Source organism: Staphylococcus pseudintermedius, from assembly GCF_001792775.2.
Classification (GTDB): Bacteria; Bacillota; Bacilli; order Staphylococcales; family Staphylococcaceae; genus Staphylococcus; species Staphylococcus pseudintermedius.
On sequence record NZ_MLGE02000018.1, the window covers coordinates 1 to 18937 of the forward strand.

Genomic DNA, 18937 nt, shown 5'->3' on the forward strand with positions numbered 1-18937 from the left:
ATCATTACACATAGGCACAATATCTCCTTAATCGTTGGTTTGGTCACTTACAATTATAGAGATATTTGTGCTTTTTTAATATCAAAAATTAAAATAACGGTCAGTGAATCTCTCACCAACCGTTAAAAATATATAACCAAAATGAAAAAAGCTGCAACATCTCGCAGCTTTTTTCTTATCATTTATCCAATTCGTGACAACAATTGTTTAACTGCTGTTTCTGCTTGTCGAATACAGTCTGGCAATCCAACCGCTTCAAACGGTGCACCTGTAATTTGTAAATGTTGATAATTGTCACAAATATGTTGTTGTATCGCTTTAATTCGAGCAATATGACCGACGTGATATTGAGGACTCGCATACGGCATTTTATTTACGATTGTAAAGTCAGGTTCGCCGTGAAATGTCATCATTTGTTGTAAGTCATTTTTAGCGATTGCTACCAGTTCTTCATCTGTCTTTTCATTAACGATGTTATCACCTTGTTTGCCGATATATGCACGAATGAGGACTTTGCCTTCTGGTGTCGTATGTGGCCATTTTTTGGTTGTCCACGTACACGCAGTAATATCCGTCGCACTCGTTCTCGCAACCACAAATCCTGTACCATCAGACGTATTTTCAATATTGGCTTCATCAAATGCAAAGACAATCGTAGCGACAGATGATGCTTCTAGTTTCGAAAAATAATCAAACATCGGATCAGTGCTAAACCACTCTCTAAACACTTGATGTGGCGTTGCGACAATGACACCATCATAAAATGAACGCGATTCGTCATTTAACTCAACATAATACCCCTTTTGTGTGCCAATTAAATCATGCACGGGCGTTTCATAATGAAATGTCACATCATGCGCTTTAAGCCATTGTTCAAGTTTGTTCACAAAGTCATTCAAACCATGTCTGAATTGCTTAAATTGTCCTTGTGGGCCTTGTTGATTATGTTGTGCTTGTTGTTGACGCTCTTTTTTGACATGTTGCATCCCTTTAATGATACTACCGTGTTCTTCCTCTAATGCTTTGAAGTTCGGAAACGTACTCATTAAACTCAACACATCAATGTCTGTACCATAAATACCACTCAGTAACGGTTCAATTAAATTTTCGAGTACTTCGTCACCGAGACGTGTCCTAAAAAATTCACCTACCGACATGTCTTCATTTTCCATCTCAATCGGTTTAATCGTCAAATCTTTTAATGCGCGCAATTTCCCTTTCATTGAGATGAGTTTTGTTGACATAAATGGTTTAATGTCAGTCGGTACACCTAAAATCGCGCCGCCTGGAATCGGATATAATGTGTCATTGGCAAAAATATACGATTGACCCGTTTCATTTGTCACGATATCATCATCTGTCATCCCTACTGCTTTTGCCACTTCAGTCATAATCGTTTTGCGACCTAAATAAGATTCGGGGCCAAGTTCAATCGTATAGCCATCATGGTGTACCGTTTTAATTTTGCCACCAGGTCGATCTGTTGCTTCATAAATCGTTACATTCACATGCGGATACTTTTGTTTAATAAAGTATGCACTTGATAAACCTGTAATACCCGCACCAATGATTGCTACATTTGTCATGTTTCTCACGCTTTCGGGAAAATTTTTGTAATTTCGCTCACAATTGCACCGATAAACAATGGATGTGTGTCAGGCATAGGTGGGCGATGATATGTTGCGCCGACTGCATCACAAACCACTTTACATTCGTAATCATTGTCGTATAACACTTCTAAATGTTCTGCAACAAAACCAACTGGTGTATAAATGAAATGTTGATACCCTTCTTGTTCGAATAAGTCACGTGTTAAATCTTGAACATCAGGCCCTAACCACGGTGTACCTGTGTTGCCCTCTGATTGCCAACCCACTGCAACATGTTCAATTGCTGACTGTTCTTGAATTAAACGCGCTGTGTCTTCTAATTCAAATGGATATGGATCATTACTTTCTTTAATCATTTTTTCAGGCAAGCTGTGTGCTGATACGACGAGAACAGTTTTTGCGTGTTCTTCTTGTGGAATATTTTCTAAAGTTTCATTCACACGCATCGTCCAGTAATCGATAAATTGTTGCTGTTGATAATAATGTTGAACATGATGCAACTGAATGCCAAACGTGTCGGCTTTGTCTTTAGCACGACGATTATATGAAGCTATTGAGAAATTAGAAAAATGCGGTGCTAAAACGACTGTTACTGCTTCTTTAATACCATCTTCATTCATTTGTGTCACAGCATCTTCAATAAATGGGTGAATATGTTTTAATCCGATATACAACTTGAATTCAACATCTTCATAAGTCTCATTTAGCGCCTTCTGAATTGCATCAGCTTGACGTTCAGTCGTTCCTGCTAACGGCGAAAGCCCCCCAATCGCCTCATAGCGTGAAATGAGATCATTCAACTCTTCTTCGGATGGCTTTCTACCGTGTCTAATATCGGTATAATATGGTTCGATGTCACTCTTTTGGTAAGGTGTCCCGTATGCCATCACTAATAATCCTATTTGTTTTTTCATCTTTTAATCCGTCCTTTATATACTCGATTCTTGCAACTTAACGTTTTGTATAGTCATGTACAAATTGAGCCACGTGTTTTAACGTTTCCGGTTTCACTTCAGGAAAGACCCCGTGACCTAAATTGAAAATGTGTCGTCCGTGAGCCACCCCTTGATCTAAAATCGGTTTCAAGCGTGCTTCAATCACTTCCCACGGTGCCAATAAAATGCTTGGGTCTAAATTGCCTTGTAATGCTTTTGAAACCCCTTTGGCACGTGCTTCATTAATCGATGTACGCCAATCTAGCCCTAAGACATCGATAGGTAAAGCATTCCATGACTCTATTAAATGGCTTGCCCCCACACCAAACATTATGACAGGGACGTTGTATGCTTTAATCCCTGTGATCAATTTTTCCATACATGGCTTAATATAGTAATCATAGTCCGGTTGATTCAAAGCCCCTACCCATGAATCAAACACTTGAATGAGCTGTGCACCTGCTTTCACTTGAGCACCAACGTATCGAATCGACATGTCTGTCAACATGTCCATTAATTTAAACCATGTCGCTTCATCACTATACATCAGTGCTTTCGTCTGATTATAGTTTTTAGATGGGCCACCTTCAATCATGTAACTGGCTAAAGTAAATGGTGCACCTGTAAAGCCAATCAATGGGACATTTAATTTTTCTTCAGTCAATAATTTGATTGTGTCTAAAACATAAGGGACATCGCGCTCTGGATCGATTTGACCTAATGCTTCCACATCAGACATTTGTCGAATCGGATTAGCAATGACGGGTCCAATGCCAGATTTAATATCAACATCTACACCGATTGATTTTAATGGTGTCATAATATCTTTATATAATACTGCTGCATCTGTGTCGTATTGTTCAACCGGTAATGCAGTGACATAAGCACATAATTCTGGTTGATGTGTAATGTCGAATAGTGAGTATTTTTCTTTTAATTTGCGATATTCTGGTTGTGAACGTCCTGCCTGCCTCATAAACCATACAGGGGTATGAGAGACTACTTCTCCTTTAATCGCACGCAAAATTGTATCGTTTTTTGTCGTACCCATATGTTCCTCCTTAAACAACGTCATTCTTCATTAATATATCATATCAAGCCCCTCTAACATCAGTATCTGGCTCAAATGTCATAAAAATTTAAAATGTACATTTAACTAAGTGATTTCAACCATGAAACTTTTCTATTTTGAAATAGTTTTCATATCTTAATCGATGCATATTTAGCGGGTATTTTATCAATCGTGCGACATGAATTAATCGTACAAAAATAGTCACTTAATTTAAGTGAGAATTAAGTATATTTTAGTGGTGATTTAAGCGAGAAAAACTTATAATGAATGAAAACAAGGAGGAGAACACCATGAAATTTTATATCACATATGGTACTTACGGATATTTAAATCAAATCCAACTCAACAACGAAAACCATGACTTATTTATTTTTTCTGGAAACGACCAATCTGTCATGATTGAGGAGACAGACGACGAGACTATTTTTCAACAACCTAAAAAATTTCGCGTCTTAACTCGCTTTGGTTCAATTTCAAGTGATGATTTTCATGCATTAATATCAATACCGACGACTGAAGATCATAAATATCAGTTGGAAAAGAAACTAGAGAGTTACCTTCCTCATTTAGACGAATATGATGGTTTCAATACTTACCGATTATTAAAACCTTTACAAAGCAATATTTATAAAGTATTTTTAGGATTTTCATCACGTAAAGCCTATGAAGATTACAAAAAATCTTCTGCATTCCGTGAACATTTTTCTAAAGAAGCTGTGCGACCACTTGCAGGATCATCAAGTGCACACGCTTCATACTTAGAACAATTCTTTTATCCAATTTCAGAAGAGGAATGAAAAAACAGGCTGGAAGTCGCCCCAGCCTGTTTCTTAATCTTTCAATAAACTTTCTTGATATTTCAATTTCTTGATTGTACTGCGGATAGTGAAATAACCGACGATAAAAAAGAAGATGATGAAATAAAACTGTGCCACATGGAGTAACACATAAACGATACTGAATAAGATTCCTATGATCAGTACGGTTTGTTGTAAAAACTTTCGATAGCCTTCTATCACATACAATTCTGACACTGGCCAAACTTGCGGCCATAAACTATACGCCTCTTGAGTATAAAATTGGGACATTTGTAACACGATAATATACATCGCCAAACTTCCAATGACCGCATTCACCCATGGATGATTTAACCAAATCATGATGAATGCACAAATCACCACTAAACGCAATGTCATGTTTAATGCGTCTTTACCACGTAAAAAGTTACGCTTAAATAAAAATGGATAGAGTTGTGTCGAGTCAAATGGTTTTGGTGTTTTTAACAAGAAATCAAGATAACGACGACGAACTGCTTGTTCTTGCATTCCTTTAACATCAGTAAACATGTTCACAAATTTGTAATAGTTAATGCGATGTTGATGCGCGTGTTTAATCATGGACTCCCATGGAAACAGCTGATTCACATTCAATCTGTTCAGCAATACACATAAAGCGATGATACCCACGACAGCAATGATAGCTGATAAGTGAGAAGTTTCCAACATGACATAGTAGCCACCAAGATTGAAAATGAAAAGCACGAGTTGAATAGACCAATTTTCAAGTCTGTAGCGGTACCATTCCCACTTTAAGCATAAACCTACTAACGGTAAAATGATGGCTAACACACTCGTCACAATGAATGCGGCCATACGTTCAGGATAAACTGTGTGTATGAGTGGATAAAACACGATCAGCATTAAAATTTGTAGTGGCAATCTTGATAAATAGCTAAATATAATACTATCACGCATATACGCTTTCATTTGACGTTCGAATGGTAGTAAAAATAAACGGTCAGCATCTTCCAACAAAGTTTTTAATGGGAAGATGGATGTAATAGACAACACCATGGATACCCACAGCGCGTAATTGATGCCTTCAGGTACATTTTTTAACCATTGACTATAACCCAATATAAATGCACCTAATAATATGACGAGAAACACTGAAAAATGGCCGTTGAAAATAAATTTGTTGTAGTAATTTTTTTCCTTTCGCTCAGCATTTAAACGCTCTCGAAAAAGTTGTCTCGCCGTTTTCATGAGGATTGTGCTCCTTTAGTCACATGAATGTAAATTTCATCCAACGTCGCATGTGGCATTGCTGTTTGGTGACGTAACGCTTCCAAATTCCCCATCGCGACGATTTCACCTTGATCTAATATAATAAAACGATCACAATAGCGCTCAGCAGTCGCTAAAATATGTGTACTCATCAACACTGTGCGGCCTTCTTCTTTTTTAGACGCCATCAAATCAAGCATCGACTGTATGCCAATCGGATCAAGACCTAAAAATGGCTCGTCTATAATGTAAAAATCCGGTTCTACAATAAACGCGCAAATAATCATTACTTTTTGCTTCATCCCTTTTGAAAAGTGACTCGGAAAAATATGTAATTGGTCTTCTAAACGAAATGTCTTCAATAAAGGTAATGCGCGTGCCATCGCTGTATCATAGTCAATACTATACGCCATCGCTGTCATTTCAATGTGTTCTTTTAACGTCAGTGCATCATAAATGACAGGTGCTTCTGGAATATAGGATAAATGTTGTCGATAGGCATGTATATCCTCTTTAATATTAATGCCTGAAATCGACATGTCACCTTCAGTCGGCGTCAACAATCCTAAAATATGTTTAATTGTTGTACTTTTACCCGCACCATTTAAGCCGATTAAACCAACAATTTCTCCATCTGTGAGTTCAAAATTTATATTTTTAATGATAGGCTTTTTACCATAGCCGCCTGTTAAATTTTTAATTTGTACAGTCATTGATCTGCACCTCCATAATTGTTATTGTATCAAAAATACGGTTGCTATTGCTATTTAATAGACATTTGATAATATCGTTACATGAACAGTCACACGTGCTATAATAAAACTAAATGAAGAAATGAGGGAATCTATATGACTGAAACGATATTCTCAAAGATTATTGACGGCGACATTCCAAGTTTTAAAGTTTACGAAAATGATTATGTCTATGCATTTTTAGATATTTCTCAAGTTTCTAAAGGCCATACATTACTCATTCCTAAAACGCCGTCACCAAACATTTATGAAACAGATGCTGAAACGATGAAACATATCGGAGAAGCATTGCCGATTGTGGCGAATGCAATTAAGAAGACATTTAACCCAGACGGCTTGAACATCATTCAAAACAATGGTGAATATGCATCACAATCTGTTTTCCATATTCATTTTCATTTAATTCCGCGTTATAAAAATGACATTGATGGTTTCGGTTATCATTGGGAAACAAATGAATCTCGAATTGATGATGCTCAAAAGGCAGAGATTGCTGCTCAAATTGCTTCAAACATCGAATAAGATTAAATTATACTGAAAGCGCATATTTTATAAACAAATGGGTATATATAAAAGAAAATTGTCCGAGGAGGAAAATTATGAAAATCGTTCGAATGACATTAGGCGTTGTTGCTGGTGTGGCAACAGGTTTAGGTGTGGCTTTAGTTGCGAGAGATGGTCAAACACGTATCGCCAATCCAAAAGCGGCACGACCTAAGACAGAACTTGAACTTGAAGTCGATACGATGAAAAATAGTATCCATGATATTAAACGTTATATCGCTCAAATTAAAAATGAAAGCCAAAGTTTTGCTGGCTCAATTGGTGATGAAGTGAAAACAATGATTGGTGAGTTTAAAGCTGACATCAATCCAAATATTAAACAACTTCAATCACATATTGAAAATCTACAAAATCGTGGCGAAGAAATGACAAATTTTCCAACCAAAAAATAATTTTTTAGTGTTTGAAGGACCATTATTCGATATAATGACGTTAAAGCATGGTACAATACGGTATCATGCTTTTTTATAGTCTAAGAAAGGAGTCTAGCATTATGAATGACAGACAAGCACAAATTGAGGGAATGCTTTACACACATAAAATTGCCATGTTATCTAAAGTTCTATGGAAAAATGCCGAAAGTGATTGGCAGCGTTGGTTAAAAAAATCGGGTATCGCCATGAATGAACATCTGATTTTATTAACACTTTACGCTTTTGGTCGCGCAACTATTTCAGATATTTCTAAATACGGTGTGATGCACGTTTCAACTGCATACAATTTTGCCAAACGCCTAGAACAACAAGCATTGCTTAACATGGAAAAAGATCACAATGATAAGAGGAACACGTACATTACTTTAACGGATAAAGGTAAAGCTTTAGTAGATGAAATTTTCGAACAATATGATGAAACACAAAATAAAATCTACAATGCTTCAAAAGATTTCCAAACTGAAATGTTCCACCTTCCGAGCTTTAGTGATGTCCATTATCTCGTTGCTAAATTGCACGGTAAAGACTTTATTAATGACGTGAATTTATGTCAAAGTCATATTCGAGAAAATTTGCTTGACGAACAGTAATTTGAGGTAGATAATACGTTATATTACTGATAGCAAAGGAGCTTGTAAATGTTAAACTGTTTGCGTTCAATTGATGTACATTCAAGATTTGGTTTACCTCGTATTGCTTTTATAAGTTTTGTAACGGTTGTTATCACATTTTTTGTTAGTTTTGAAATGTTTCATTATTATTCTGATATACCATTCACAGATCAAAACTTTCTATTGTTTATTGTCTTAATGTTATTTTTATATCCCGTTCACAAACTTATTCATATTCTAACGGTACTACCTTACTTGAAATATTTAAAAGCTCACAAGTTAATACGTCAATCTTGGCTACCACTATACAATATTTATCTTGACCGTCCCATACGCAAGTCTTATTTTTGTATATGTCTCATCATGCCACTGATTGTGATTACCATCATTTGTATCCTTGTAGCACGCGCAAACCCTGAGTATGGTCATTACTTTATGTTTTTATTAGCTTTGAATGCTGGTTATTCTGTAATGGACATACTCTACTTAAAAGTAATCCTTTCAGTTCGTCAAGGGCATTACGTCGAAGAACATCAAAACGGTTTCCTATTGTTAGTACACAATGAACATTCAAAGCATATTAATATGAGCTGATACATTTTCACTTTTGAAATGTATCAGTCTTTTTTTATGTTGCGTCAATGAATATGTCCCCCCTAATTTGCTGTATACTGTCATATCAAAATTTGGCTAAAAAGATTAAAAAATGACGCATAAACCGATATTGATCATCATGTTACCTCTTACATTTCTTTTTACTTCATCTATAGTATTTTTTACAATTTAGTGATTCTCTGCATTGCCTTAATAGGTTATGGTATTGTTAGAAAGATGAATACCAACCCGGGGTTAATAGCAATCTCAAGTAGATAATGCACTTAAGAATGCATTAGGGACATCATTTAGTGCTTACAACTTTATCGGTTTGACTACCTCCATTCTCGCATCTTATATCACGGGATATTTAACAGATGTGACTGGTTCCAAGGCAATCAGTTTCTATCTTGCAGCATTTTTACTACTTGCAAGCTTTTCAGTATCATTATTATTGACAGAACAACGCAAATCAACACATGCACAATCCTCATAATTTGAGAAAAGGTGTGGATCCTACACTATCATTAGCATGTAATAACATAATTATTCATTAAAAATGTTATAAATGTGGACACATGCTCAGCTTTTAGTCGTATTTATACCCTTCTTCGTTGGTTACTGCAAGACATTATGGTAATATTTATGTGTGTTAATTACATATAAAGGAGCTCAAAAGATGAAGAAAGGCATACAAAGATTATTTATTCCTATAACAGCAAGTGCAGTATTACTCGGAGCATGTGGAAATGATGCCCCAACTTCAAAAGATCAAACTTTAATTTCTTCTAAAGCAGGAGACGTAAAAGTTGAAGACGTTTTAAAAGAAATTGGCAATGAACAAATCGCTAGCCAATCATTTAAAGTATTATTGAATAAAATTTTAGAGAAAAAATATGGCGATAAGGTCGATCAAAAGCAAATCGATAAAGAAACTGACGAAGAAATTGAAAAATATGGTGGTAAAAAACAATTTGAAAGTTTATTAAAACAACAAGGCATGACCATTGACGACTATAAAGAACAACGTAAATTGGTGAGTTACCAAAAAGAGTTATTAAATGAAAAAGTTAAAGTTTCAGATAAAGAGATTAAAGAAAGTACGAAAAAAGCCTCTCATATTTTAATTAAAGTGAAACAAGATAAAGACGATAAAGAAGGCTTATCTGACAAAGATGCTAAGAAGAAAATTGATGAAATTAAAGAGAAACTCGATAAAAATCCTAAAGACTTCGACAAAATCGCAAAAGAAGAGTCAATGGATTCAACAAAAGATAAAAATGGTAGCTTAGGTTATGTCATTAAAGGACAAATGGTTAAACCGTTTGAAGAAGCACTGTTCAAATTGAAAGAAGGCCAAATCTCAGATGTCGTTAAAACGGAATATGGTTACCATATCATTCGTGCAGATAAAGAAGATGATTTTGATAAAGAGAAATCTAAACTAAAAGAAAAAATTATTCAAAACAAATTACAAGAAGACCCTAAAATCTTAACAGATGCTTATAAAGATTTACTTGACGAATATAACGTTGATTATAAAGATCGTGATGTGAAGAAAGCCATCGAGGATAATATTTTAAATCCAGATGCGTTGAAAAAACAATCATCACAAGACGGTCAACTAGGCATGTAATTGCGAGAAACAAATGTCAAAAAAGGAAAGGTGCGGGACAACTCTTTCAGTTCCCGCACCTTTTTGATGCCCTTTACACTTACTTGCATTACTTTCACCCGAAAATCGCTTTATCACATGATTTTACTTTGGAAAAACAACGAATCAAACGAGAATCGAGTGCAATGTTATTGAAACACCATACATAAATGTTTCAAAACATTCATTGATTAATCCAACTTTTCAGGCTTATAAAATTGACGTCCTTCTAAACCGAAAATGCGCTCTGTAAATTGACCTTTATCAATCTTCTTAAACGCTTTTTCAAACATATTCATACGTGCATCAATGTTATCAATAAAGTTTAAAATTTCCGCTTCTTTCACATAAGGTAATTTCGGTGAGCCATATTCCAATTTACCATGATGTGACAAAATGAGATGACGGAGTAACAAAATCTCTTCTCCATCTACATTCAACTCACGCGCTGCATCTGCTACTTCATCACTCGCGATTGAAATATGACCGAGTAAATTCCCTTCCAATGTGTATGATGTCGCAATCGGACCAGACAGTTCTCTCACCTTACCCATGTCATGTAAAATAATACCGCTGTACAATAAACTTTTGTTCAGTTCTGGATAAATGATACATAATTGACGAGCAATTTCTAACATTGTCAATACGTGATAACTTAAACCACTGACAAAGTTGTGGTGATGTGTACTTGCGGCTGGATACACGAAATAACTCTCTTCATGTTTATTCAATAAATAACGCGTTACACGTTGTAGCGGTGCATTGTCAATTTCGAAAATGTAATCTTGCATCGCATCCTTGATTTCTTCAGGAGACATCGGTGCCCCATCGATAAAATCTTGTGTACGTAACCCGTCTTCTTCAGTCGCAACTCGAAATTGATTCACTTTCATTTGTTTGCGACCACGGTAATTGATCATATCGCCTTTAATGTGCACAATACGTTCAGGCTTCAATTGGTTCATACCTTCTTTTGTAATGGTCCAAACTTTCGCTTCTACTTCTCCACTTTTATCTTGTAAGTGAAGCGTCATATAATCTTTACCTTGCGCAGTTACGCCTTGAGTCGCACGATGGATGAGAAAAAAGTGATCCACCGTGTCTCCAGGTTGTAGCTTTTCAATATTTCTCATTTTTAACGCCTTCCCATTCTATTTATCTATCTTATTTAGCGTGACAAGCTGTTTTGCTGGAATATTGGTATCACGCGAACATGTAAAGTAAAGAATTTGATACTCTTCAGACATGCCCCTTAAATATTTCATCATTTGCGCTCTGCGTTCAGCATCAAAGTGTACAAAAGCGTCATCGATAATAATCGGTAACGAATAGTACGGCTTTAATGTATGAATCAGGCTTAAGCGGAGTGCAATGTAAAGCAACTCTTTTGTCGACTGGCTTAATTCAATGGGATGGTACATTTGGCCATCTTGGTGACGCACCATCACTTGCTCATTCGCATAAGTTACTTGTACATATTGACCACTCGTTAAATCATTATAAATATCTGTTGCAATATTTACAACTTGCGGCAATCGTTTATCTTTAATTTGTTTAATATGTTCATCTACTAATGCTTCGAGATAGCTTAACGCCGCCCAATCTTCAGCACTTTCATTCAATTGATTTCTTAAAAGTTGATATTGATGGCGTAAATGTCTCAAAGTATCATCCGTTTCCATATGGTTCATTTGCGCTAATAAGTCGCTCACTTCGCTTTGTGATTCCAAAAAGCGCTCATTGTAAGTATCAATTTGTTCAGACAACTTTTGATATTCTTCATCAAGTTGAGCTGTTGTTTTCTCACTTAATTTAGAACTCTTTTCATAGCCGTAGTTCTGGTTATCCAGGAAGTGTGTTAGGTCATTAAAACGTGCTAAACGTTCATGGTAGCGTTGATAGCGTTCGTGATGTTTGTAATAACTTTCCTCATCTAACGCGCCAATTGCACCGAATAATGTCTGAATTTCTTGATGATTTTCATTTAAACGATGCTTCAAATGTTTCAGCTCATTTTCTAACAAGTTTAATTGTTCCGTATTATGTTCATGACGCGTCATATCTCGACTCGTTGTTTTTAACCATTCTCGCACATCATGGAACAGAGTGTTTCTATCAATCTCTTGAAATACTGAACCAATTTTGTCATTCACTTCAGTATAAAATGATTCTAATGATTCACTTAATTTTAAGTAGGCTTCATGCAACTTTTCAATATATTGTTGATGATCTTTGATCATTTGAATTGTCTGTATCGCATCGACGAGCAGTTCATCTGACAAGTTTTCAGACAAGTGAAGTGATGCTTTCAATTGTTGTAACTTGCTCGTCGCATCTGCCCATGCCATCTGTGTATCTTCATATTGTGTCTTTGCATGTTGCGTTTTTGTTTTTAAAATTGCCAATTGTTGTTGACGTTGCGCAATTTGATCACGCAACTGATATTGTGTCGATAAATCAAAGTCTAAATCATATTCCGCTTCTAACTGTTCGACTTCTTGTTCGAGTTGGGCAAGTTCTTCAGAAAATTGCGTATCATATCCGACTGGTTTAGAACGGAATAATGTCATCCCAATGATAAACACAATGGCCATGACAGTTAACACAATACCTGCCACCATCGCTTCTGTGACGAACATCCAGATGGCAAACGCAATAGAGATGATCGCAAGGAAGAATGATGCCCCTCTAACACGACGTTGTTGCTGTGCCTTTTGTTCTGCTTCTTGTTCAAAAGAAGTCTTCATCTTATCAAACAGATTGCGCTTTTCTTTTAATTCTAACAATCGTTGGTCATAGACTTTTTTCTTTTCGAAGTTTTCATCATCAACCAACTGACTACTTAAATGTTCCAATTCTTCCTCAAAAGACACCGTTTCAATTTGATAGTCATCTTGCGTCTTTTTCAATTGTTGAATCGTTTGTAGATGCTCTTGCTTTTGCTTTAACGTCTCACTCGCAAAGCTTTTTTGTGCTTCGCTCGAATCGACATCATCATGTACCTCTTTCCAGCCGATATGAGACTTCAAACTTTTAATTTCCATCTCATGTTGATTGAATTCTCGCTCATTCTGTTTCAATTCCATGTCTTGCTGTTTCACTCGGTCTTCTTGTTTCGCGATAGATTCAAAGTTTTGATAAAGTGATTTTTCAGGCACATACAACTGTGAATTCTCATTTTGCAATTGTTGTTGCTTTTCAACACGTAAACCAATGTCACGTTCGAGATGATCCACTTGAACTTTCGCCAATTCATAACGATCAATCCCTTTTTCTGGAAACTCTAACGGTTCAATATTTAAATCCGCTTCTAACCCTTTCCATTCTTGAACTTGATCGATTAAAGCCACTTCTTTTTGCTTTTCTTCAAACAGTGCTGTTAATTGGCTCAGGTTTTGCTTTAATGTGTCAAGACGTCGTGACGCTTTTTCATGTTCTTCCGTCAAACGTTGATACGATTCCATTTTGGCTGATTCTTCACGGATTTGATATTCCAAGTTGCGAACTTCTTCAATTTTACGGTTGATTTCAGGATTTTGACCTGACTTTTTATAAAGTTCTTGCTTCTTTTGATTGATCAGTTCACGCATACCGATAAATTCTGTAGAACCGAGCGCACCTGCTTGCATTAAAAAGTTTTGTAATTGTACTTCACTCATATGCTTATGAATATCTTGAAGGCCAAGCACGTTGAAAGAAAAAATCGCTTGATACGTCTTTTTATTGATGTAATTTAACTGTGCTTTTAACCACGCTTCATCTTTAATCGATCCATTAGGCATGTAAACTTTGACATCCCCTTGGGCACTCCCTTTGACACGTTCGACATCCACTTCCATACCGTCATCTAAAATCAATGTCACACGACCGCCGTAATGATTGCCCATACGTGGTTCAAGACGTGGTTCGTTTTCCTTTTTTGTCGGGAAGCCAAATAAAATCGAATGTATAAACGCTTGAAGTGTCGATTTACCTGCTTCATTTTGTCCAAAAATCTCAGTAAAATATTGATCAAATTCCACTTTTCGTTGGACAAATTGACCATAACCATAAATTTCAACTGATTTAATTTTCATCGGTTAATTGCCCCCCTTTAACTCAGCTTCAATGATGGCTTCTGCACGTGCAACCAACGCTTTACGATCATGTTGTTGATAGCTCTCCAAATATTTTGAGGCTTTCGGATTCATATACAAATCTTTCACTGCACGCTCATACACATCATCTTGCTCAAGTAATTCTGCAGGAAACTCTTGAATAATAGATTTTTGACGAATATCAATATAACGGATGTCCCATTCATCAATTAAGACAAAGTGGCGTTCATTTTCTTCATATTCTGTGGACAATACTTTCAATTGTTCTAAAACTTGTGGTGAAATCATTTCATCGCCGCGTATATTCAACTGTAATCGATAAAATGCACGACCTTGATGTCTGACACGTGCTTTAAAGTCTTGAATCAGTTCGAATAACGCTTGTTGGCTAATATCTTCCGTCTCTAACGTTGCTGATTCAAAACGGATGAATTGTGTCGGCACAAAGCGTGTCTTTAACGCAACATGATCACCTTCAACAATTAAACAACCTTTTTCACCTTGTTCTTTAAAATGACGGCCTTGAATATTGCCAGGATAATGAATTTCAGGCATATCACTCAGTTGTTGTCTCAAATGAATGTGACCCAAAGCCCAATAATGGTATAATTTCGCGTTTAAATCTTCCAATCGAAACTCTGTGTAACGATCCGAAGCTTCAGATTTACTATAAGTCCCGTGCAATACGCCAATATGTACTACATTACGATTTTCATTCGTCGGATAAGCATCTATTTTATTTTCGTAACTTTCACGTTTTTCATAGCTGAAGCCATGAAGATGCACTGTTTCTCCCGTTTTCGTAATCGCTTGATATGTTTCGACCTGATTTGAAAATACAGTCACATTCTCAGGCCATTTCGTTTTAATTTCATCCGATAAAGGATCATGATTCCCATGTACAATGTAGACAAAAATTTGTTCTTTCTGCAAACGTTCAAATTGAGATTTTAAAAACACTTCCGCCTTTAAAGTACGATTGTGTTGGTCAAATAAATCTCCACTAATTATGACAAAATCGACCTCTTCTCTCAATGCAAGGTCAATAATGTTTTCAAAACTTTTGTAAGCACTATTTTCAACATCCTTCAAAATTGTCGGATTTAAATAGCGCTTGGATGCAAATGGACTATCGAGATGCAAATCTGCACAATGCAAAAACTTAACCATTCAAGCATTCTCCTTTTATCATCAAATTTCATCTATGTATGCATGTTTCGTATTCATTTATTTTATCATATTTTCGTTAATTAAAGTGCGTCTCGTTTAAGTATTATTGAAATGGTTAATTTTTTTTACCGTAAAATTGACTTGACGATCAGTGAGATAAAAAGCATGAGTAAGCCATTACAAGAGCTATTAACTAAAAAAACGAGTTTGAGACATCGCATCTCAAACTCGTTAGTTCAATCGTTTATCTTTATTAGTCAGCGTAAATTTCGTCTAAAGGTTTAACGATAATTTGGTTGATTTCTTGGAATACTTGGCTCATTTTTTGCTCAGCATTCATTAACTCAGAAATATTGCTGTCTTTTTCAATTTGTTGCGCTTGTTCTTGCGCTTTTTGTAAATCTTCTTCGCTAATTTCTTCACCTTGCATTTGTTTTTGTTGGAAGTTCATTTGTGTTTCACGGAACGCATCAAATAATTTTTTAGAATTTTCATCAGCCTCTACTTTAGCGTATGCATCTTTAATTGCATTGTACTCGTCACTTTCACGTAAAGCTTGCTCTAATTTGTTTGCGTAATCATATAAATTTACAGCCATTTTAATCTCTCCTTGAGTTGTGTATTTTAAGATTGAATTCTGTCTCTTTCAACCTCGTTCCTAGCTTACGATACCACATTTTATAGTGTTATACAAAGATTGCTATTAATCCTTGGAAAAATCCGATAATTCCTCCCAAAATAAAGCCGAGCAACATAATTAATTTTAATTCCTTATTCGCAATTTCAAAAATTAAACGTTCAATATAATCGAGGTCAAAACGATTGATTTGCTCTTCAATTAAGCCGCGAATATTCACTTGTTTCAAAATGGTTGATAAACGTTGCGCTAATGTATCGAGAATCAAGTCTGTAATGCGATCGATACCTCTATCATGCAAAATTTCAAATAAGTGTGGTACAAGCGATTTAAGCGGCATATGCGCACGTTGTTTTAGATCTATTTGTTTTAATACCAATGCACTCACTTGTGCTTCAATATCAGCCATTTGTTCTGGTTTAATCCAATCTTGTAACGTAGCATGCTTTAATTTTTCATATTCTGCGTGAATTTGTGCTGACAGAATACCTCGCGCCTTAGAATGTGTCGTCAAACGAATTAATTCTCTCTGAATCCTTTCTGCTATCGCTTCTTTAGTCATAAACATTTGAAGCATTGACACAATTTTTCCTTTTTCAACAAAGAACGTCTCTAACATTTCTAGAATATCGTCATAACCTTTGTCAGATTCTAAATAAATACGTGCTCTTTCGAGTAACAAAGTATCTAATGTGCTCACTTTATGATCTATCTCAGCCATCACTTTGGCAGGTATCAGTTCTGCAATTTTATCTGTTTGATGCAATTGATATTTCTCGTTTAACTTTTGTTTCGTATAACGTTCAACAAAGCTTTCGCCATCCTTCACGACATCAATATCAAATCGCTCCACCAAAGATTGCATCGTCATATGATTTTCCTCTAATGCTGCCACCTGTTGTGAAACGGCACGATGCACAGTCGCTCTCATATCCGGCGTTTCTAACTTTTCTCTCATTAAAGACTCAGTTAATAAATGGTCTTCCACAACTTGTCCGATTTTTTCAGCAATTTCTCCTCTTCTTTTCGGAATCAGTCCTGGAGTGAAAGGTACACGCTTACCAAAAATGTGATAAGCTTTAAATGGATGGAATAACATTTTGACAGCAATCATATTCGTGACACCACCAATCACAGCGCCAATCACGATCATAAACAATACGACTAAAATCGCTTGCATATTTACATCTCTCCTCTAAATTTCAACTGGAATCAAACATGAATAGAGCGATCCATTCATTCTTGCTCATGTTTAACAAACAAACGTAATGTTGTATTCTCAGTCAAATACATATGTAACCTTATGACCGAAAAACTACTGTGTTAAACATCAATTTCCCTATAAAAAAGGAGCACGCAACATTTCGTTTGTTGATGCTCCCACATTCTATCATTTATTTTAAATTATGCACGAATAAGCTCTTCTTTCACGTTGCGTTGGAAGTAAGTTTCTGCTTCTCTCAATTTTGGTGATGCAAAAATCGGTTGTTTATCCGCATCTAGAATACGGTAAAGTTCGCTGACTTTGTTTGATTGCAAGATGTAACCATTTTTGCTTGCAAGCGTATCCCAATAAATATCACTTACTGTTGAATATCTCGGGTAAGCTGCTTGATTTCTTGAAATAGTTTGAACGATTTCTAAAGGATCGCAACCGAAAGTACCGTTCAATACTTCAGAATCTCTAAATAATGCACAAATAGATACACATGTTGTCCAATTTGGTAACACACGCTCTTTTTCAATTTGTACTAATGTTTTTTTAGATAGGCCGATTGTTTGAGCCATCGTATCTTGTGTATAACCTGCCTCAATACGTACCATCTTGAACTTGCTTTGAATTAATTCAGTAAAACTTTGTCTATCCATTTATTATGACTACCTTTCTTAAATAAAAATTTATCCGCACACAAGCATTGCAATTCTACACAATTCTTGAAACACAAATTACATATTAATACAAAATGCGACAAATGAAAAGTGGCATTTTTAAAAACAATCTCTAACCTGGAAAATGCGCAATTGTCACAAAAATTCAACTTATTTTATTAGAATGCTTAAACTGTAAATCAATGACTTTCCATGCGCCATAAAGCTTTGAAAATCAAGAATACTTTATCTCACATTGAATTCTTTTCTTAAACGCAATTTACAATAACCAATGTTATTTTAATAAGACAATCAAATCTATATTAAAATAGTTTTATGTATTTTTATTAGATTTCAATGACTCATATGTATATCCCTGTACGATAGATGAACATGATTAACTAAACAGTCTTGTACCGTAAATATGAGTTCAAGAATTATATTATAACACAAATCATCATCCTTGTTATTGAAAATTTAGTATGCATACGACAAACACTCTTATGATAATTAAGAAAAAGTATTGAATTCAAATTTCTGATTACCACTTTTAGGTAGATTAAAATAGAGTTTCTCTACAAAAGTATCATAACTTTGATTCCTTATTGTAACTTGTTAGTATGTAATAAACTGGATGAATATTAATTAGCGGAATACTTTTAGCAAAAAACACCACTCTTATTGTAGTGTAGTTAAAATAATTGCTTGCTTAAATTATCGAAAATTGATTTTGTCTCTTTATACATTTCAAGTTTCAATTCAGCCAAATCACTAATAATCCTCCTGTTAACTAGACTGCAATAAATAGTACTGACTTTATGTCATCTAATGAACGACGGATTATGATGTAGATTTACCTCCTTACAATGATG

The 18937-nt window shown here is 35.5% G+C and carries 17 protein-coding genes and 1 pseudogene; 7 read left to right on the forward strand and 11 right to left on the reverse strand.

What is annotated here, in order from left to right; translation table 11 throughout:
* Window positions 1-182: 182 nt before the first annotated feature.
* The 3 genes from hemY to hemE are packed head-to-tail and all read right to left on the reverse strand — an operon-like array spanning window position 183 to window position 3596.
* Window positions 183-1586 carry a protoporphyrinogen oxidase gene (hemY, locus tag BJK46_RS10650; protein ID WP_014613560.1) on the reverse strand — a complete coding sequence of 468 codons (1404 nt, stop codon included), beginning with the start codon at window positions 1584-1586 and terminating at the stop codon, window positions 183-185.
* Between the two features lie 5 nt (window positions 1587-1591).
* Entirely contained in the window at window positions 1592-2524 is a 933-nt protein-coding gene (hemH, locus tag BJK46_RS10655) for a ferrochelatase (protein WP_014613559.1), read from the reverse strand.
* A 37-nt stretch (window positions 2525-2561) separates the two neighbouring features.
* The gene (hemE, locus tag BJK46_RS10660) at window positions 2562-3596 is read right to left on the reverse strand and encodes a uroporphyrinogen decarboxylase (protein WP_103263510.1); all 1035 of its coding nucleotides are present in this window, start codon (window positions 3594-3596) and stop codon (window positions 2562-2564) included.
* Between the two features lie 311 nt (window positions 3597-3907).
* Here hemE and BJK46_RS10665 point away from each other — a divergent pair, with 311 nt between their 5' ends.
* Window positions 3908-4414, forward strand: a complete 507-nt coding sequence (locus BJK46_RS10665; protein WP_015729357.1) for an antibiotic biosynthesis monooxygenase — start codon at window positions 3908-3910, stop codon at window positions 4412-4414.
* A gap of 33 nt (window positions 4415-4447) precedes the next feature.
* Here the strand turns inward: BJK46_RS10665 and ecsB are convergent, their stop codons facing one another.
* A complete protein-coding gene (ecsB, locus tag BJK46_RS10670) occupies window positions 4448-5662 on the reverse strand; it encodes an ABC transporter permease EcsB (RefSeq protein WP_014613555.1) in 1215 nt (404 codons plus the stop codon).
* Window positions 5659-6396 (reverse strand): ABC transporter ATP-binding protein EcsA, encoded by a 738-nt coding sequence (gene ecsA / locus BJK46_RS10675; RefSeq protein WP_014613554.1) that lies wholly within the window; start codon window positions 6394-6396, stop codon window positions 5659-5661. Before ecsA ends, ecsB begins: the two co-directional genes overlap by 4 nt.
* Before the next feature lie 135 nt (window positions 6397-6531).
* On the opposite strand from ecsA, the gene BJK46_RS10680 reads away from it, so the two are divergent.
* From BJK46_RS10680 to BJK46_RS10705, 6 genes and pseudogenes are all read left to right on the forward strand, one after another.
* Window positions 6532-6957 carry an HIT family protein gene (locus BJK46_RS10680; protein WP_014613553.1) on the forward strand — a complete coding sequence of 142 codons (426 nt, stop codon included), beginning with the start codon at window positions 6532-6534 and terminating at the stop codon, window positions 6955-6957.
* A gap of 77 nt (window positions 6958-7034) precedes the next feature.
* A complete protein-coding gene (locus BJK46_RS10685) occupies window positions 7035-7391 on the forward strand; it encodes a YtxH domain-containing protein (RefSeq protein WP_014613552.1) in 357 nt (118 codons plus the stop codon).
* Window positions 7392-7492: 101 nt separating this feature from the next.
* A complete protein-coding gene (locus BJK46_RS10690; protein ID WP_014613551.1) occupies window positions 7493-8023 on the forward strand; it encodes an HTH-type transcriptional regulator Hpr in 531 nt (176 codons plus the stop codon).
* Window positions 8024-8071: 48 nt separating this feature from the next.
* The gene (locus BJK46_RS10695) at window positions 8072-8638 is read left to right on the forward strand and encodes a DUF3267 domain-containing protein (protein ID WP_103263511.1); all 567 of its coding nucleotides are present in this window, start codon (window positions 8072-8074) and stop codon (window positions 8636-8638) included.
* A 319-nt stretch (window positions 8639-8957) separates the two neighbouring features.
* Window positions 8958-9134, forward strand: a pseudogene (locus tag BJK46_RS12510) (MFS transporter); the annotation flags it as partial.
* 183 nt (window positions 9135-9317) lie between these two features.
* Entirely contained in the window at window positions 9318-10274 is a 957-nt protein-coding gene (locus tag BJK46_RS10705; RefSeq protein ID WP_014613548.1) for a peptidylprolyl isomerase, read from the forward strand.
* A 209-nt stretch (window positions 10275-10483) separates the two neighbouring features.
* Here the strand turns inward: BJK46_RS10705 and yhaM are convergent, their stop codons facing one another.
* The 6 genes from yhaM to xdrA form a co-directional block, all read right to left on the reverse strand.
* Window positions 10484-11425, reverse strand: coding sequence for a 3'-5' exoribonuclease YhaM (yhaM, locus tag BJK46_RS10710; protein ID WP_014613547.1), 942 nt, complete (start codon window positions 11423-11425; stop codon window positions 10484-10486).
* Window positions 11426-11443: 18 nt separating this feature from the next.
* Window positions 11444-14368, reverse strand: a complete 2925-nt coding sequence (locus BJK46_RS10715; RefSeq protein WP_015729362.1) for an AAA family ATPase — start codon at window positions 14366-14368, stop codon at window positions 11444-11446.
* Between the two features lie 3 nt (window positions 14369-14371).
* Window positions 14372-15559 carry a metallophosphoesterase family protein gene (locus tag BJK46_RS10720; protein WP_014613545.1) on the reverse strand — a complete coding sequence of 396 codons (1188 nt, stop codon included), beginning with the start codon at window positions 15557-15559 and terminating at the stop codon, window positions 14372-14374.
* Between the two features lie 253 nt (window positions 15560-15812).
* Window positions 15813-16157 (reverse strand): YlbF/YmcA family competence regulator, encoded by a 345-nt coding sequence (locus BJK46_RS10725; RefSeq protein WP_014613544.1) that lies wholly within the window; start codon window positions 16155-16157, stop codon window positions 15813-15815.
* Window positions 16158-16245: 88 nt separating this feature from the next.
* On the reverse strand, window positions 16246-17376 hold the full coding sequence (locus BJK46_RS10730; protein WP_014613543.1) for a DUF445 domain-containing protein: 1131 nt from the start codon (window positions 17374-17376) through the stop codon (window positions 16246-16248).
* A 224-nt stretch (window positions 17377-17600) separates the two neighbouring features.
* Window positions 17601-18065, reverse strand: a complete 465-nt coding sequence (xdrA, locus tag BJK46_RS10735; RefSeq protein WP_014613542.1) for an XRE family transcriptional regulator XdrA — start codon at window positions 18063-18065, stop codon at window positions 17601-17603.
* Window positions 18066-18937 lie beyond the last annotated feature (872 nt).

What these genes read in the sequence shown, in the direction of transcription:
- hemY (WP_014613560.1), bottom strand. Translation starts at nt 1,586, where the DNA reads ATGACAAATGTAGCAATCATTGGTGCGGGTATTACAGGTTTATCAAGT.
- hemH (WP_014613559.1), bottom strand. Translation starts at nt 2,524, where the DNA reads ATGAAAAAACAAATAGGATTATTAGTGATGGCATACGGGACACCTTAC.
- hemE (WP_103263510.1), bottom strand. Translation starts at nt 3,596, where the DNA reads ATGGGTACGACAAAAAACGATACAATTTTGCGTGCGATTAAAGGAGAA.
- BJK46_RS10665 (WP_015729357.1), top strand. Translation starts at nt 3,908, where the DNA reads ATGAAATTTTATATCACATATGGTACTTACGGATATTTAAATCAAATC.
- ecsB (WP_014613555.1), bottom strand. Translation starts at nt 5,662, where the DNA reads ATGAAAACGGCGAGACAACTTTTTCGAGAGCGTTTAAATGCTGAGCGA.
- ecsA (WP_014613554.1), bottom strand. Translation starts at nt 6,396, where the DNA reads ATGACTGTACAAATTAAAAATTTAACAGGCGGCTATGGTAAAAAGCCT.
- BJK46_RS10680 (WP_014613553.1), top strand. Translation starts at nt 6,532, where the DNA reads ATGACTGAAACGATATTCTCAAAGATTATTGACGGCGACATTCCAAGT.
- BJK46_RS10685 (WP_014613552.1), top strand. Translation starts at nt 7,035, where the DNA reads ATGAAAATCGTTCGAATGACATTAGGCGTTGTTGCTGGTGTGGCAACA.
- BJK46_RS10690 (WP_014613551.1), top strand. Translation starts at nt 7,493, where the DNA reads ATGAATGACAGACAAGCACAAATTGAGGGAATGCTTTACACACATAAA.
- BJK46_RS10695 (WP_103263511.1), top strand. Translation starts at nt 8,072, where the DNA reads ATGTTAAACTGTTTGCGTTCAATTGATGTACATTCAAGATTTGGTTTA.
- BJK46_RS10705 (WP_014613548.1), top strand. Translation starts at nt 9,318, where the DNA reads ATGAAGAAAGGCATACAAAGATTATTTATTCCTATAACAGCAAGTGCA.
- yhaM (WP_014613547.1), bottom strand. Translation starts at nt 11,425, where the DNA reads ATGAGAAATATTGAAAAGCTACAACCTGGAGACACGGTGGATCACTTT.
- BJK46_RS10715 (WP_015729362.1), bottom strand. Translation starts at nt 14,368, where the DNA reads ATGAAAATTAAATCAGTTGAAATTTATGGTTATGGTCAATTTGTCCAA.
- BJK46_RS10720 (WP_014613545.1), bottom strand. Translation starts at nt 15,559, where the DNA reads ATGGTTAAGTTTTTGCATTGTGCAGATTTGCATCTCGATAGTCCATTT.
- BJK46_RS10725 (WP_014613544.1), bottom strand. Translation starts at nt 16,157, where the DNA reads ATGGCTGTAAATTTATATGATTACGCAAACAAATTAGAGCAAGCTTTA.
- BJK46_RS10730 (WP_014613543.1), bottom strand. Translation starts at nt 17,376, where the DNA reads ATGCAAGCGATTTTAGTCGTATTGTTTATGATCGTGATTGGCGCTGTG.
- xdrA (WP_014613542.1), bottom strand. Translation starts at nt 18,065, where the DNA reads ATGGATAGACAAAGTTTTACTGAATTAATTCAAAGCAAGTTCAAGATG.